Source organism: Janthinobacterium goodfellowi (assembly GCF_051380695.1).
Lineage (GTDB): Bacteria > Pseudomonadota > Gammaproteobacteria > Burkholderiales > Burkholderiaceae_D > Janthinobacterium.
Genome location: NZ_JBNYXN010000003.1, coordinates 102,063 through 118,131, shown reverse-complemented (window position 1 = coordinate 118,131; position 16,069 = coordinate 102,063). Strand labels below are relative to the sequence as shown.

The window sequence follows — 16,069 nt, the reverse complement described above, 5'->3', positions numbered from 1 at the left end:
GTGCGCAAGCTAGTTCTGGCCGCGGCCGCGGCCCTGGCGCTGGCGTGTTCGGCGCCAGCGATGGCCAACGACGGCATCGGTTCCGTCAGCGCGGGCGGCATCCTGTTCGGCAAGACGGATGCCGTGGCCATGAAAAAGGAAGTGCTCAGCGTGAGCACGGACTTGATCAAGGTCGAGTACGAATTCCTCAATGAATCGGCCAAGGATGTGGAAGAGACGATCTTCTTTCCGCTGCCCGAATACTCGTCCGGCTACCATGGCTCGCCCACGTATTATGGCCAGCCCCAGCAGTTTACCGTCGACGTGGATGGCAAGCGCAAGGACTATAAAACCACCTTTGTCGCCAAGCTCGGCAGCGCCGACGTGACGGCCCGGCTGCGCCAGCTGGGCTTGTCCGACGCGCAGATTGCGTATTTCCCGTCGCACACGCCGTTCGACAAGAAGGTGGCGCCGCTGACGGCTGCGCAGAGCAAGATCATGATCAAGGAGGGCTTGCTGGCCCAGCTGTACGACGAGGAGTGGGTGCCGGCCTGGACCGTGAAAGTCATCTATCTTTGGCAGCAGAAATTCCCCGCCGGCAAAGTCGTGCGCGTGCGCCATCAATATGCGCCATTCGTCGCAGCCGGCCCCGGTGCTTCCTACTTGGGCGATGGCAATACCTTTGAAAAGAAATACTGCGGCGACAAGGCCTTCTACAAGACGTGGAACCGGCTGGCGGCCCAGCAGGGCGAAAGCGGCTTTGTCAATGCCGTGTGGGTGTCGTACATTTTGACGACGGGCAACACCTGGAAGAATGGCATTGAAGACTTCACCTTGAACTTGATCAAGGGCAAGCCGGACGAGCTGGTCAGCCTGTGCTTCCCCGGCACATTCACCAAGATCAATCCCACCACCTTGCAAGTCAAGCTGCGCAACTTCCATCCTAAGCAGGACCTGGATGTGTACTTCGGCAATGTCGAAGGCACGGTGAGCAACGACGGCGTGGCACCGCAGATCCGGCCGTGAGTGCGCAGGAAGCGCTGGCCGCGCGCCTGCGCGCCATCGCCCGCGCCACGCCGTGGTGCATGCAGGCGCTGCATGCCGTAGCGCAGCTGGGCTTGCCCTATTGCTGCATCGGCGCCGGCGCCGTGCGCAACCTCGTGTGGGATGCCTTGCACGGCTACGCGCAACCATCGGCATTGAGCGACGTCGATGTGGCGTATTTCGATGCGCACGATGTGCTTGCGGAAAGCGAGGTGCGGCTGCGCCAGCGCCTGGAAACGGTGCTGCCCGGCGTGCCGTGGGAGGTGTGCAACCAGGCCCGGGTGCACCTGTGGTTTGAAGACGAGTTCGGCTACGCCGTGCCGCCCTTGCTGTCGCTGGAGGACGCCATCGCTTCCTGGCCCGAGTTCGCCACGGCCGTCGGCATCTTTCTGCAGCGTGACGGCGAGATCGGCATCGTCGCGCCGCATGGCCTCGATGAATTGTTCAATATGGTGGTGCGGCGCAACCCGGCGCGCATCAGCGAAGAAGGCTATGCGCGGCGCCTGGCCAGCAAGGACTATGCGGCGCGCTGGCCGCGTGTGACCATCATCGCCTGATTGGATGCAGTATGGATATAGATTGCCTATAATTGCCAGTTATCCAATAGTGCTTTCCTGATCCCATGTCCCTGTCGATTTCCCCGCCGCTGCGCCGCATCGGCCGCCTGCTTTGTCTTTCCTCCGCCCTCGCGGCGCCCGCCGCCTGGGCCGATAGCTACAGCGATTTCCAGCAAGCCAGCGGCCAGCTGGAAGCGCTGATGGCCAAGGCGACGCCGCACAGCGGCTTGCCGCGCCTGGGCGACCCTGGCGTGGCGCAGCTGTTTGCGCAGATCGCCGACGGTCCGCGCCTGTTCCAGGCGCCCGTCGCGGCGCTGCAGGACGTGAATGAAAGCGTCGCCGTGTGCGAAAAGGCCATGCGGCTGGGCAAAACATACTATGCGTTTGGCCTCGCATGGCCGTTGCCGCTGTCCGGCGCCGAGCTGCAGCAGGCGCGCAAGGAACAAGTGACGCAGAACCTGGCCAATTATGGCGATGAAATGAGCAGCTTGTTTGCTTTCAGCATGCATTGCCATGGCCATTTGATCGGACTGATGGAGCAGGAATTCAGCGCCCAGCCGGCCGATGCGGTGAGCGGGCCCGAGCGTCTGCGCGCACGGGCGTTCAGCAAGAACACGGCCATTGTTTACACGAGCGTGGTGCAGTTCGTGCAGGTGCCGTTCTGGAGCGTGGCACAAAAGAAGGTCATGCTGGAAGCGGCGGCGCAGCACGCCACGGCGAATGCCAATCTGATGGCGCCGCCCTTGCGCGAGCGTTTGCTGGCCAGCCTGGCCGATGCGGACAAGGATATCGATCCCGCCCTGGCGCCGGCGCTGGCGACGATACGCGCGGCACTGACCGTGACGACGTGTACTGGCCTGTGCCAGTACTATTGATTTATTCTGAAGCTTGCAAGGGCTTGTTGCGCTGGCGCCAGCGCACCAGGCCCCACGCATACACGGCATAGTAGCCGATGACGAGGCCGTAGGCGGCCATGGTCAGCGGGCTCTGGCCGAACGGCGGCGGCGGCACGGGTACGTCCAGACGCGTGTTCAGGTAGATTTCCATGCCGCGGTACAGCAGGCGGGCGATGAACAGCATCGTGATGGCCAGGCCCAGGTAGCGGTGCTGGGTAAAAAAGAAATCCTTGCCGACTTGCTCGAAGCGCGTCAGCTTCAGGCCCAGCACACCGAGCCAGCCGCCGGCCAGCGCGGCCGCGCCCAGGCTCGACAGGGGCAGCAGCTCGAATTTCGTCGTCGTCGCCAGGAACAGCAGCAGCGCGGGAAAGACGATCGCCACGCTCCAGTGCCGCCACAGCTGCGACTTCTGGCGCGCCACCAGTTTCTTCAGGCGCGCATAAATGCGCCAGACCAGCAGCGGGACCAGGAACAGCAGGGCGAGGGTAGTGGTTTCCATGTAGGCAATCGGGTGCGGGTAAAACAGCGATTGTAAGCCAGATGGGGGCGGGCGGCGATGCTTGTCAAACAGCAAAAGTTGCTGGTTGACATTTACTTGGCATGAACGCACTATGCCCTGTCACAAAGCGCCGCCATGAGCGGTGCGGTGCGCTCGCTGCTTGTCACCACCTTCATACACTGGAGTTCCATGTCTACTCGTCTGCCTTTGCTTCCCCTCGCTGTCGGCCTGATGGCCTCGTCTTCCCTGGCCATGGCGCAAGATGGCGCTTATCAAGCCCCGCCCGCGCCCCTGCAAGCCATCGTCGATGCGCCGCGCGCGCCGACCCTGAGCCTGAGCCCGAAACGCAACCTCGCCGCCGTGCTGCCCACGCCATCCTTGCCCAGCATTAGCGAAGTGGCGCAGCCGGAACTGAAGCTGGCGGGCTTGCGCATCAATCCGCGCACGTATTCGGCCAGCCGCTTCAGTTTCCACACGGGACTGGGCTTGCTCGACATCGATACGCAGAAGGAAATCAAGGTCAGCGGCCTGCCGGCGGTGCCCCGCATCGCCGACCTGGCCTGGTCGCCCGACCAGCGCTACCTGGCATTTACGCACATCGCCTTTGCCGATCCCGCCAAAGGCGTGAAGGAGTCGGGCGTGGAGCTGTGGCTGCTCGACGTGCAGACGAAAGCGGCGCGCAAGCTGGGCAATCAACCCTTGTCGACCGTCTACGGCCGCGGCTTTTCCTGGATGCCAGACAGCAAGACCTTGCTGGTGCAGCTGAAGCCGGCCAAGCTGGGCGCGGCGCCCGTGCAGAGCGGCATCCCGACGGGCCCGTCCATCCAGGACAGCGTGCCGGGCGGCGGCGTCAAGCAATTGCGCACCTATCCCGACTTGCTGAAAAACGAACAGGATGCGCAGCTGTTCGAACACTACATCACCGTGCAGCTGGCCTTGCTGGACGTGGCGGGCAAGCAGCGCCTGGTCGGCCAGCCGGGCCAGTTCTCGCGCGTGTCGGCTTCGCCCGATGGCAAGCACCTGCTGACGACCAGCATCGTGCGTCCATACTCCTACATCGTGCCGGCGCACGATTTCGGCCACAAGATCGACGTGCGCGACCTCAATGGCAAGGTGGAACACGCGGTGGCGGCCCTGCCGCTGGAGGAAGGCTTGCCGCCGGGTAATGATGCCGTGTCCGCCGGCGTGCGTTCCGTCAGCTGGCGCGTCGATGCGCCCGCTACTTTGGTGTGGGCCGAAGCGCAGGACGGCGGCGACCCGGCCAAGACGGCCGAGATCCGCGACATCGTCTACATGCAGGCGGCGCCGTTTACCAACAAACCGGCCGTGCTGGCCAAGCTCGGTTCGCGCTACGCGGGCGTGGCCTGGGGCCGCGGCGACCTGGCCCTGCTCAGCGAAGCGTGGTACAAGACGCGCGCCGTCAAGCAGTGGCGCATTGCGCCAGATCAACCCGCCGCCCCGGCCGACCTCGTGTATGCCGGTTCCTTCGAAGACCGCTACAACGATCCGGGCCAGCCCGTCATGCGCGCGGACGCGGCCGGCTTGCCGCGTTTGCTCATCGCCGCTGATGGTTCCATTCTGCTCGACGGCCAGGGCGCATCGAAGGATGGCGACCGGCCGTTCATCGACCGCCTGAACCTGGCGACGAAGCAGAAGGAGCGTCTGTTCCAGAGCGCCGCGCCCTACTATGAAAACGTGGTGGCCGTGCTGGACGAGGATGGCAGCCGTTTGCTGTCGACGCGCGAATCGCCGACCGAGCAGCCGAATTATTATGTGCGCAACCTGAAACAGCAGGGCGCGGCGCAGTTGACGGCCCTCACGCATTTCCCCCATCCGCTGCCGCAGCTGAAGGACGTGCAGAAAGAGCTGATCCGCTACAAGCGCGCCGACGGCGTGGACCTGACGGCGACATTGATGCTGCCGCCGAACTATGACGTCAAGCGCGACGGTCCGCTGCCGACCCTGATGTGGGCGTATCCGCAGGAATTCAAGACGGCCAGCGCCGCCAGCCAGACCAAGGGCTCGCCCTACAAATTCAATGCCGTCAGCTACTGGGGCCCTGCCGCCTTCCTGTCCATGGGCTACGCCGTGCTCGACAATCCATCGTTCCCCATCGTCGGCAACGGCGAACAGGAGCCGAACGACACCTATCTGCCGCAGCTGGTGGCCGATGCCGAGGCGGCCGTCGACGAGGTGGTGCGCCGTGGCGTGTCCGACCGCAACCGCATCGCCATCGGCGGCCACTCGTATGGCGCCTTCATGACGGGCAACCTGCTGGCGCACACGCGGCTGTTCCGCGCCGGCATCGCCCGCAGCGGCGCCTACAACCGCACGCTGACGCCGTTCGGCTTCCAGGCCGAAGAGCGCCCGTTCTGGCAGGCGCCGGCCGTCTACCAGACCATGTCGCCGTTCAATTATGCGGACAAGATCAAGGATGCGCTGCTGATGATCCATGGCGAGCAGGACAACAACTCGGGCACTTTCCCCATCCAGAGCGAGCGCATGTTCCAGGCCGTCAAGGGACTGGGCGGCACGGCGCGCCTGGTGATGTTGCCGAATGAAAGCCACGGCTACCGCGCGCGCGAATCGATCATGCAGATGCTGTATGAAAGCAACAACTGGCTGGAGAAATATGTGAAGAACGCGGCGCCGCCGGCCGCCGACGTCCAGCCGGCAGGCAAATAAGGGCAGCGGCGCGCATCTCGTGGTATGGTCTTCTTTTGTCTGCAGGGAGGCCAGCCATGCCCGTCATCAATGCCCACCGCGCGCCCGACCCGGCGCCCGTCGATGAACCCATGCCGGCGCCGGAGCCGCAGGAAGCGCCCGGGCACCATCCGGGGCCCGTGCATCCGGTGCCGCAGGATGATCCCGTGCCGCACCCGCATCCCAGTTAATCTCGTCAAGAAAGGCTGTTTTAGATGGCAATTGTCAAGGAAGTCTACACACGCAAAGTCAGCGGAGAATCGTTCGACTATGAACTCGATTACACCCAGGGCGCGGACGTGGCCTGGATTGCGCGCGTGTACCACGACGGCGTGCTGAAAGGCTCGCCGCACGGCGCGCTGACGGCCAATGTGCTGTCCGGCCCCGCGCTGGAACAATATCTGCGCGCCTACGTCGAAGGCATGATCGAGCGGGGGCTCGACGTGGCCGAGTAAATTCCTGGAATCTTGTACAGCAAGAGTGCGGCGGGCAGTCATGTCGATCCATCTGTACTGAGCGGCATGCACCAGCCCGATCATTGCTGGCGATACAGGCGCGGAAATCCAGCGGCCATCACGGCAATGGAATGTATTCTCGACAGTCTTGGCAATATTATGCCAGTGTTGCAGGCTTTATTTTGCGGGACAACATGCTACTTTCTATCGTTCAGTCGCCATATTTTTAAAAATGTAATATCCATGATTGAAAAATATGTGCTGTCCCGCGTCTCATCATATTTTATTATTGCAGTGTCAGGATTTTATGGATAGCCATGGCCAGTTCCCGGCAGTTCCGGACCGGTAGATGAACATGGCATTTTCATGTCCTCCGTGCGATAGGGGGTTTGTTCACCCCAATAAATCATCTTGCCGGAGCAGGTGAATTCCGCGCCGCCTACGTAATCCGAGTACGATGGATCGGAATAGTAGGTATAGCTAATGGAATACATCGGCCGGGCGTAGGCCGTGGCGACGACCAGCAATGCTGCCAGCGTTGCGGCAAAAGCAAATTTCTTTTTGGTTTGCATTATTTTCCTTGATTATAAAATTCAAAAAAATATTTCCCCATAAATTTACTGCGAATTGATTGTATCTTAGTAATTTATTTTTTTGATATTTTTCTCGGATATTCTTGGTTCCATTAATTTCACTATTGTTTGTTTCTGCGTATGCATGCCAATTGATGGTCCTGCCCTTATCTTCAGTAAAGTTCTTTATTTGCCTTGGACGAAAAAAATGCCGCTCAATTTGCACCGAGCGGCATTTTCTATTAGCTGACTGTATTGTCGAGCGTTACAACGATCAATCAAACGCCCAGGTATATAACACGTCCAGCGCATTGTTCGTGCCGGTCTGGAACTGCAAAGTGATGCGGCGGTTCAGCTTGTAGCGCAGCTTGACCAGGCTCGTCGCCGTGCTCGTGCCTTGCTCGAACGTCAGGTAGGCGCGCGACGACAGGCGCTTGCCGACGGTGACGACCGTGCTTTCCAGCCCTTGCGCCTGCGATAGGCCGACTTCGTCGAGACCCAGCGAATTGGCCAGCTTGCCCTGCAAGCCGCCGCCGGAGCCGCCGAAGAGGGCGCCTGCGGCCGTCGTCAAGAGCGCCATTTCATCGCCGGCCGCCGTTTCCGCGCCGTGGCCGAGGATCAGCCAGGCCAGCTTGTCGCTGTCCGACACGCTCGGCGTGGACACCAGCTTGGCCGTCGGCGCCTGCGCCGTGCCGCGCACTTCCACGCCCGCTTCCACGTTCGTTTCCGACAAGGCTTCGCCTTCGGGACGCTTGCGCACGGCAAGGATGTTCAGCGACGGGTTGTCGTAGGCGCCCGTGAAGGCGATCAGGCCCCGTTCGATCGACAGCTTCTGTCCATACGCGGCGTACTGGCCGTTCGTGACCTTGATGCTGCCCGTCACGCGCGGCGCGGCGCGGTTGATGACGCGGGCGCGCACATTGCCCGCCAGATCCGCATCGAGCCCCATGCCGCGCAGGTGGAAAGCGTTGCCCAGGTCAAACTCGAGGTCGATATTCAGGGGCAGCGAAGGCGCTTCCTTGCTGCCCTTGACTTCCTTGCCCAACACCACCACGTCGCTGCTTTGCGTGGGCGTATCCTGCGGCGCCAGTTCGATCAGCGCGCGGTTGGCCTTGAACTTGCCCTCGAAGCTGAAGCGCTTGTCGTTGCGCACCAGGGTACTGTTGCCTGACAGGACCAGGGTGCGGTCGGGACGCGACAGCGCCTGCAGGCGGTCGGCCATCAGCTTCAGTTCCAGGCTCGCTTCGCCATTCGCAAAGCGCACCCAGCCATCGGCCTGCACCTTGCCGTCGCCGCCGTCAAAGCTCAAACGCTGCAATTGCAGCTGATCGCCGGCCAGCTTGGCTTGCAGCACGCCATTGCGCAATTTCAAGCCCTGGTCGGCCCAGTTCACCAGCAGCTTGCTGCCGTTGATGTCGCCATTCAATTGGGGCGTGCCGATGGTGCCGCTGCCGGACAGGGCCACCTTCAAGGCGCCGCCCAGTTCCAGGCCCGGCTGGCCCGTCAGCGGCGCCAGCCAGGCCAGCGAATCGATATTCGTGGTGCCCGTCAGGGAGAGGGCGCTGTCGTTGCTGATGCGCCCGCTCAGCATTTGCACGGTGGCATTGATATCGCTCTGGCCCGCGCGTGCGCCATCGAGTTTCACGGCCAGGCGCAGTTGCTGGTTGGCGACATCCACGCGCGCATCGAAGGTGCGCAAGCCCAGCGCCAGCGGCTGTTCCACGCCCACCGTCACGTCGCCTTTTTCGCGGTAGATGTGCAGCATGCCGGCCAGTGACGGGTCTTTTTGCTTGGCCGTCGGCACCTGCATGTCGAGCGACCATTGCGCGCCCAGGGTCAGGTCGCTGCGCGCATTGGCTTGCAGCGAGGGAATGACCTGCGCCAGATAGGTCAGGGCCACGCCGGCCGCCTGGCCGGAACTGGTCCAGCGGGGACCGTTCTTGACGAGGTTTTGCATGGTGATGCTGCCTGCCGGCAATTTGATGACGGTGTTGCCCACGCTGATCTGTTCCGGCTGGCCCAGGCCCGCCACGCCGCTGCCGGCCGGTCCCGCCACTTTCACGGGCACGGGCGCTTGCAGCACGAGCGCGTAGCGGCCCTTGTTTTGCAGGCTGTCGATGGTGCCCGTCCAGGCGGCACCGCTCTGGCTGCCGCGGATTTGCACGGTGGCATCGAAATCGTCATTGCGCGCCGTCAAACTGACCGTATGGCTGCCGCGCGTGCCCGTCGTGCCCAGGCGGGCGCTGGCCAGCTTGAAGGTGGGCGTGCTGTAGCCCGTGATCTCCAGGCTGCTGACCATGGGGTCGAGCGCGCCCTGGCCGGAACCCACGCTGGCGCTGCCTTTCACGGCTTTCAATTGCTGGTCGCCAAAGAAGGTCAGATCCTTGCCATCGAGGGTCAGTTGCGCGGCGGGCGCGTCCATCTTGCCCGAGACGGAACCGGCCGCATGCAGCACGCCGGCAAACTTGGGACCCAGGGTCGACAGTTGCGGCGCATCGAGCTTCCACGTCAGCTGGTCGGTGGCGCCGCCCAGCGCGCCCTTGGCCAGCAGGCTGTTCGGCCCCAGGCGCAATTCCGTATCCACGTTGTCGATGCGTTTCGCATTGGCCGACAGCTTGGCGTAGCCGGCCAGCGGGGCGTTTTGCAGGGTCGATTCGCGCAGCGCCAGGTTGAGGGCCACTTGCCAGTCGCTGGTCAAGCGGCCGCTGCCGTTGAAATCCGCATTGACGTTGCCGTTGGGCAGGGATGCGCCAAACGCGGCCGGGTTGATCTTTTGCAAGGAACCCGTCATTTTCAATTCCGCCTGCTGCTTCGCTCCCGTCAAGCCCACTTCGCCGCTGGCGTGGATGGTGCTGTCGGGCGCGGGGCGCTTGCCGCTGGTGAGGCCCAGCCCTTTCGCGTCAGCCACAAAGCTCGTGCGCGGCTGCTGCAGCGTGCCCTGCACCACGCCGCTGGCCAACACCGTGCCCAGCAAGTCGCCCTGCAGGGCGGAAAGCTGCCGTGCATCGACGTTCCAGTTGAGTTTTTCGCCGGCGCCGCCAAAGTTGCCCTTGGCCGTCACGTTGTTCTTGCCCAGCGCCAATTGCACGTCGATGCCGCTGAAATGGGCCGCATCGGCCGTCAGCTTGCCCTTGCCGGACAGGGGCTGGTCGAGCAGCTTGCTGGGGCGTACGGTAAAGTCCGCATTCGCCAGCCATTGCGGGGCCACGTGGCCATGGGCGCGCACGTCCAGGTTCAGGTCGGCCACGGGGAAGGCGCCGAAGTCGGCGGGATTGAGGCGGCTGGTGCTGGCCACGGCCTTGAACGGTTGCTCGTCCTTGAGGCTGATCTGCCCCGTCGCGTTGACGCTGCTTTTGCCTGCCTGCAAGGTGGCCTTGCGCAGTTGCACGAGCGAATCGGCCAGCGTGGCTTCCACGTCCAGGCGCAGCTTGGCTTCGCCGAGTTTGGCGCGCAGGGTTTGCGTCTTGCCGTCGCTGTCGAGCACGATATCGCCGACGATCTTCGTGCTGTTGATGCTGCTGTAAATGTGCTGCAAGTCGATCTTGTCCGTGTGCAAGGTCAGTTGCGCATTGCCGATGGGGCCATCGACGGCGTCGCGGTTGAGTTTGCCGCCGCCCGTGAATTTGCCCGCGTTGCCGAAATCGATGATGGCCGACTCCAGCGTGGTGGCCGTCAGGGTACCGCCCAGGCGCGCCTCGAACTGGCGCAGCGGCAGCTTTTGCTGGTCGATGGGGCCCGGCGTGGCGTGGTTGAGGATGGCCAGCTTGCCCGACACCGTTTGCTTGGCCGGCCGGGTGTCGATGGCGGCATCGAGTTCCAGGCTCAGGTCCGCCTGCGGCAAGGTGGCGTCGAACTTGCCCGGATTGATGTTGCGGCCTTTGATGCTGGCCGAGCGCAGGATGATGACGGGGTCGAACGGTGCCAGCGCCAGCTGGGCATCGGCCGTGGCCGCGCCCGCGCTGCCCTTGGCCGTGACATTCAGCACATTCAGGTCGCCGCCCAGTTGCAGCGCCAGGGCGGCCGGTTTTTCGCCGGCGGCGGCATTGAGCTGCGTCAAGCCCGCTTTGCCTGACAGTTTGAACGGCTGCGTGGCGGCGATCGTCGCTCTGGCCGTGGCCTGGCCGAACGGCGTCAGGGCCGAGGCGTCTTCCAGCTGCCATTGCGACTTGTCGCCCGACAAGCTGAAATGGATTTTTTCAAACACCGTATTGCCGCCCGCGCTGACGAGGGTCACCTTGTCCAGGCGCGCGTCGGCAATGCCGATCTTGAACGGCGAGGCCAGGCTGGCGGGCATGGTCGACGGTTCGTCGGACGGCGCCGTGCTTTCCACGGACAGGCTGGCCACGTGCAGTTCGCTGATGGCGATGCCTTCCGAGAAGAACTGGAATGGCGACCAGTTGATGTCGATGTTGTCGGCCATGATGTGCTGCGTCTTGCTGCGGTAGCTGACGTGGCCCAGGTGCATGCGGTTGTACAGCGAGCCGGACACGCCCGACACTGCGATCTCGCCGCCGCTGGCGCTGGCCACTTTTTGCACCAGCATTTGCAAGGTCGATTCGCGGCCCAGGAACCAGAAGGCGCCGCCCAGCAGCACGGCCAGGCTGGCGACGGCGATCAGCACATAGCGCACCCAGCGGCGCGGTTTTTTCGCCGGCGGTGGCGGCGCGGCGTCGTGGGACTCGGTAGAAATATCGGACATCAGAACGTGAATCCCAGAGAAAAGTGCAAACGGTATTTGTGGACGGCGTGGCCATACGCCACGTCGACATTGATGGGGCCGACGGGACTCTTGTAGCGCCCGCCCAGGCCATAGCCCGATTTCGGCGTCATGGCCGCTTTGACCGTGTCGGCCGCATTGCCGGCGTCATAGAAGGCGGCAATGGCCCACTTCGGCTTGAACCAGTACTGGTATTCGGCACTGCCGGTGAGCATGTAGCGCCCGCCGATGGTGGCGTCGCCTTCCTTCACGCCCAGTTCCTGGTAGCCGTAGCCGCGCACCGACTGGTCGCCGCCCGCGCGGAACAGGTAGACGGCCGGCACGCCGCGTTTTTCCTTCGAGCCCAGCGCGCCCATTTCGCCGCGCACGATCAGCTCGCCCTTTTCGCCGAGCGGCCGGTAATACACGGCCTTGCCGGCCACGCGCACGAAGCGCTCGTCCGTCAGCAGGGGCAGCAGGGCGCCGCCTACCTGGGCATTGATCACATAGCCCTTGGTGGGGAACAGCAGGCTGTCGAGGCTGCGCTTGGTGATGGCATAGGTCAGCGGCAAGCTCTTGCTGCGCGTCTGTTCCAGGCCCACGACGGTCTTGTCTTCGCTGAGGAACTCGAACGTCAGGCTGCGCTCGAGGTTGGTGCCGCCCCAGTTGCGCTTGGCCGAGATGGTGGTGACGGCCGTGATTTCATTGGAAATGTCGCTGCGCTCGAACGAGGCGCCGGCGCTGTCGTTGTAGCCGCGCTCGGTCGTCGGAAAGTAAAAATTGGCGTGCGCCGCCTGTTTCTTCGTTTCCATGGTGATCGCGCTCTTGAAGCGCGTGCCCCATACGTTCAGGTTGTCATAGTTGAGCTGGGCGCGATTCCCCGTATTCGTACTGAAACCGAGACCGGCGCTGACGTTCTGCTGCTTGTTTTCCGTCACGCGCACGACCAGCGGCAACAGCGGCGCGGGGCCGCGGTTGGCGGGCTTGGCTTCTGGCGCGGCACCGGCGGCATCGGCTTGCTGGCTTTCCTGGCCTGCCTCGATCTGCTCGTTGAGGATGCTGCTCATGTCGGCACTGACTTCCACGCTGGCAAAGTAGCCCGTGTCCTGCAAGCGCGCCTGGAATGATTGCAGCGCCGATTCGCTGTAATAGTCGCCCGGGCGTATCTTGTCGAGGTTGCGGATGATGCTGGCATCGTAGCGCTTCAAGCCTTCGATGCGCAGCTCGCCGAAGCGCAGCTCGGGGCCGCTGTCGAGTACCACCAGCAAGGAGACCTTGTGCGTTTCCGGATCGACCACGGCTTGCGTATCGATCAGCTGGGCGCGCGGGTAGCGCGTCTGCACCACTTCGCGCAGCAGGGCGCGCTTGGCGGACTCCCATTCCGCCTGGCGAAACACGCTGCCTGTCTTCAGGGCCCAGCTGCGTTTCAGGGCTTCCGTATCGTAGGGTTCGGAAGCGGCCAGCGGCGGCGTGGGATCGAAGCCGCGCAACTCCAGTTCGACCTTGTCGATGGTCACCGGCTGGCCCGGATCGACGTCGACGATGACGAGGGGTTTGGTGCCCGTCGTGTCGACGCGCACCGTGACGACGGGCGTGTAGTAGCCGGCCGTGGCGATGAGGTTTTTGGCTTGCTCGGGCGTATCGCGCACGAGGCGCTGCAATTGCTCGCGGTCCATGCGCGGGTTGCCGCGGAAGCGTTCCAGGTCCAGGTTTTTTTCCAGCAGCTCATCGAGGTCGCCGGGCGCGTTGACCTTGACCTCGTACTGCAGCGGGGCGGGCGCCGTTTCCGTGGCGCTGGCGCTCTCTGGAGCAGCATCTTGCGTGGCCTCCTGGGCGCCGGCATGGGCGATGGGAAACAGCGAGATGACACTGCCGGCGGCCGCCAGTGTCAGTTGACCCATTGCTTTTGTCACTACTTGTGCCAAAATTCGTGGTCGTATCGCCTTGCCGGCAGCCGTATGCCGTATGGGTCGTGCAGAAAACATGGTGCTCCAGATGAGTAAATGCTGACTGCATGTTACCGGAATAGGTAAACTGATGGCGGACGAATAAGTATTTTTTGCACTGGGAATCCTGTTTCCCCGCGCACAATTGGAACAGAATCAAACTGAAAAGAAAGAAATTATGCTAGCAACGGACTCCGCACTGGTGCTCTTTAGCGGTGGACAAGATTCCACCACCTGCCTGGCCTGGGCTCTCAAGCACTATAGCCGCGTGGAAACCATCGGCTTTGACTATGGACAGCGCCATGCGATCGAGCTGACCGTGCGTCCTGGCGTGCTGGAACAGATGCGCCGGCAGTCGCCCGAGTGGGACAGCCGCCTGGGCCAGGACCACATGATCGACCTGTCATTGATTTCCGCCATTTCCGATACGGCCATGACGCAGAACGTCGAGATCGTCATGCAGGAAAACGGCTTGCCGAACACCTTCGTGCCTGGACGCAACTTGCTGTTCATGACGGTGGCCGCCACCGTGGCCTACCGCCGCGGCTTGACGGTGCTGGTGGGCGGCATGTGCGAGACGGATTTTTCCGGCTACCCGGATTGCCGCGACGACACGATGAAGGCGCTGCAAGTGGCCCTGAACCTGGGCATGAATACGCGCCTGAAGCTGGAAACGCCGCTGATGTGGCTGGACAAGGCGCAAAGCTGGGACCTGGCGGAAGACCTGGGCGGCCAGCCCCTGGTCGACCTGATCCGCAGCGGCACGCACACCTGCTACCTGGGCGAGCGGGGGCAATTGCACGACTGGGGCTATGGCTGCGGCACCTGCCCCGCCTGCGCCCTGCGCGCGAATGGCTACCAGCAATACGCGGCGAGAAAGGCTGCAAAGCAGGCCAAATAAGCAGGTTGCGCCGTTTCTTCAAGCGGCGGGGAGGGGGACAAGGCCAAGCTGTGGTTTTTGCCACAGGAGTCCCTTGCCATGACATCCCTCTTTGCCGCGCTGTACGGCCCCGCGTTCTGGGCCGGCTTCATCGGCGCCGCCAGTTACCTGATTGCGGTGTGCCACTATTCGTTCTGGGTCTTGCCGCCCTTGCTGCTGCTGGCGCTGCTCACTTCCTTTCTTGCCGAACGCTATCTGCCGTATGACGGCGCGTGGAACCATGCGCACGGCGACGGCTGGCGCGACAGCCTGCATGCGCTCGTCAACGAGGCGCTGTATCTGCTGGGCCTGGCTGCTTTTCCCTTGCTGGCGGGGCATCTGGCGCTGGGCGCATTCTGGCCAGTCCAGCTGCCGTTCTGGGCGCAGCTGCTGCTGGCCATCTTCATCGCCGACTGCGGCATCACGCTCGTGCATTACCTGAGCCACCGTTCTTATTTTCTGTGGAAACTGCATGCCGTGCACCACAGCGTGCAGCGCCTGTATGGTTTCAATGGCTGGATGAAACACCCCTTGCACCTGCTGCTGGAAGCGGCGGGCGGCATGCTGCCTCTGTTGCTGCTGGGCATACCGGAGCCTGTCATGGCCGTGCTGGCGTTTGCCGTGGCCATCCAGCTGTTGCTGCAGCACGCGAACGTCGACATGCGCATGGGGCCGCTGCGCCACGTATTTGCCTGGGCGCCGCTGCACCGTTTTCACCACATGAAGTACGGCACGGCCGGCGACGTGAATTTCGGCCTGTTCTTTACGTGCTGGGACCGCCTGCTGGGCACGGCCTTCGACGCACCGGATTACCGCATGCGGGGCGAGGACCTGGGCATCGGCAGCCGTCCCGATTATCCCGTGGTCTATCTGCCGCAATTGCTCGAACCGTTCCGCGCGGAAGAGGGCGTGCGCGCGCCCGAGCTGCCGGCCGGCTTGCGCAACGGGTCGTAGCCGGCAGGTCAATCGAGCAGTTTGACGTCGAGCTGGCGCAAGCTGCGGTCGGCGCGCACGCCGAACAGGCTGCGCATGGTGCGCGAAAAATGCGCGGCATCGGCAAAGCCGGCGCCGTGGGCCCCGTCCGTCAGGGTGCTGCCGAGCAAGATGAAACGGATGGCCAGGCGCAAGCGGCGCCACAGCACCAGCCGGCGCACGGGCAAGCCCAGCTGGGCGCTGAACAGGCGTTCCAGCTGGCTCAGCGACAAATGCGCGGCCCCGGCCACGGCCGCCGCGCTGACCTTGCCCGACAATAGCGCATCGACCTGGTCCAGCGCGCGCCGCAAGCGGGGATCGGGCAAGGGCTCGCGCGGCTGCGCCTGCAATGCGGCGGCGACATGGTCCAGCGTGGGGGCGCCAGCCTGGGCGGCGGCCAGCAAGGCCGCACCGCCCAGGCGCTGCGGCTCCGCATAGATGGTCAGCATGGGCGCCGGCGCGGCCACGATGGCGTGCGGGCGCAAGCTCTCGACCAGCAAGTGCCGCGCCGTGTGGACGATGCCGTCGAGCTCGGCCGTGAAAGGCGCGCCCGTGCTCAGCATCAGCTGGTGCGCATAATGGGCGTGCCTGTCCGTGGCGCCCGCTGCGCCATGCAAGATGGCAAAGTCCGGCGCCAGCCATAGTGTTCCCTGCCAGCTATCGTGCTGCAAACGCGGCTCCCTGATGATGGATGACGGGGCGATCATAGCAGCCGGCGGCGATGGTTTTCATGGCATCGAATGTTCCTGGAGTACACATCATTGCATCGATGAAATATGTGGTCTTTTTAATACAAGATTCGGCATTGCAAGGGCGACCGCTGTAACGTAC

13 protein-coding genes are annotated in these 16,069 nt (G+C 63.4%); 8 read left to right on the top strand and 5 right to left on the bottom strand.

What is annotated here, in order from left to right; translation table 11 throughout:
- The 3 genes from ACQ4WQ_RS12890 (at position 1) to ACQ4WQ_RS12880 (ending at position 2,455) form a co-directional block, all read left to right on the top strand.
- The gene (locus ACQ4WQ_RS12890) at positions 1-1,005 is read left to right on the top strand and encodes a DUF4424 family protein (RefSeq protein ID WP_436497577.1); all 1,005 of its coding nucleotides are present in this window, start codon (positions 1-3) and stop codon (positions 1,003-1,005) included.
- Positions 1,002-1,580: a nucleotidyltransferase family protein gene (locus ACQ4WQ_RS12885; RefSeq protein WP_436497575.1), complete on the top strand. Its 579-nt coding sequence runs from the start codon at positions 1,002-1,004 to the stop codon at positions 1,578-1,580. Before ACQ4WQ_RS12890 ends, ACQ4WQ_RS12885 begins: the two co-directional genes overlap by 4 nt.
- Positions 1,581-1,645: 65 nt before the next feature.
- Positions 1,646-2,455, top strand: coding sequence for a hypothetical protein (locus ACQ4WQ_RS12880; protein ID WP_436497573.1), 810 nt, complete (start codon positions 1,646-1,648; stop codon positions 2,453-2,455).
- 1 nt (position 2,456) lies between these two features.
- Here ACQ4WQ_RS12880 and ACQ4WQ_RS12875 read toward each other — a convergent pair whose 3' ends face one another.
- Positions 2,457-2,975, bottom strand: coding sequence for a CcdC protein domain-containing protein (locus ACQ4WQ_RS12875; protein WP_326458828.1), 519 nt, complete (start codon positions 2,973-2,975; stop codon positions 2,457-2,459).
- 189 nt (positions 2,976-3,164) lie between these two features.
- Between ACQ4WQ_RS12875 and ACQ4WQ_RS12870 the strand changes: the two genes are divergently transcribed.
- Genes ACQ4WQ_RS12870 through ACQ4WQ_RS12860 form a run of 3 tightly spaced genes read left to right on the top strand, consistent with a single transcriptional unit; the run spans position 3,165 to position 6,133 of the window.
- On the top strand, positions 3,165-5,660 hold the full coding sequence (locus tag ACQ4WQ_RS12870; protein WP_436497571.1) for an alpha/beta hydrolase family protein: 2,496 nt from the start codon (positions 3,165-3,167) through the stop codon (positions 5,658-5,660).
- Positions 5,661-5,716: 56 nt separating this feature from the next.
- Positions 5,717-5,869, top strand: coding sequence for a hypothetical protein (locus ACQ4WQ_RS12865; RefSeq protein WP_436497569.1), 153 nt, complete (start codon positions 5,717-5,719; stop codon positions 5,867-5,869).
- 24 nt (positions 5,870-5,893) lie between these two features.
- Positions 5,894-6,133, top strand: a complete 240-nt coding sequence (locus tag ACQ4WQ_RS12860; RefSeq protein ID WP_034753464.1) for a hypothetical protein — start codon at positions 5,894-5,896, stop codon at positions 6,131-6,133.
- Between the two features lie 305 nt (positions 6,134-6,438).
- Here the strand turns inward: ACQ4WQ_RS12860 and ACQ4WQ_RS12855 are convergent, their stop codons facing one another.
- The 3 genes from ACQ4WQ_RS12855 to ACQ4WQ_RS12845 form a co-directional block, all read right to left on the bottom strand.
- Positions 6,439-6,705, bottom strand: coding sequence for a DUF6289 family protein (locus ACQ4WQ_RS12855; RefSeq protein ID WP_326458412.1), 267 nt, complete (start codon positions 6,703-6,705; stop codon positions 6,439-6,441).
- Between the two features lie 274 nt (positions 6,706-6,979).
- Complete coding sequence (locus ACQ4WQ_RS12850; RefSeq protein WP_436497567.1) at positions 6,980-11,404, bottom strand: translocation/assembly module TamB domain-containing protein; 4,425 nt, start codon at positions 11,402-11,404, stop codon at positions 6,980-6,982.
- A complete protein-coding gene (locus tag ACQ4WQ_RS12845; protein ID WP_436497565.1) occupies positions 11,404-13,302 on the bottom strand; it encodes an autotransporter assembly complex protein TamA in 1,899 nt (632 codons plus the stop codon). Before ACQ4WQ_RS12845 ends, ACQ4WQ_RS12850 begins: the two co-directional genes overlap by 1 nt.
- Before the next feature lie 223 nt (positions 13,303-13,525).
- Here ACQ4WQ_RS12845 and queC point away from each other — a divergent pair, with 223 nt between their 5' ends.
- Both queC and ACQ4WQ_RS12835 read left to right on the top strand, forming a co-directional pair.
- Positions 13,526-14,248 (top strand): 7-cyano-7-deazaguanine synthase QueC, encoded by a 723-nt coding sequence (queC, locus tag ACQ4WQ_RS12840; RefSeq protein WP_436497563.1) that lies wholly within the window; start codon positions 13,526-13,528, stop codon positions 14,246-14,248.
- Between the two features lie 78 nt (positions 14,249-14,326).
- Positions 14,327-15,220, top strand: coding sequence for a sterol desaturase family protein (locus tag ACQ4WQ_RS12835; RefSeq protein WP_436497561.1), 894 nt, complete (start codon positions 14,327-14,329; stop codon positions 15,218-15,220).
- Between the two features lie 8 nt (positions 15,221-15,228).
- Here the strand turns inward: ACQ4WQ_RS12835 and ACQ4WQ_RS12830 are convergent, their stop codons facing one another.
- On the bottom strand, positions 15,229-15,909 hold the full coding sequence (locus ACQ4WQ_RS12830; protein ID WP_436497559.1) for a helix-turn-helix domain-containing protein: 681 nt from the start codon (positions 15,907-15,909) through the stop codon (positions 15,229-15,231).
- Between the last annotated feature and the right edge of the window lie 160 nt (positions 15,910-16,069).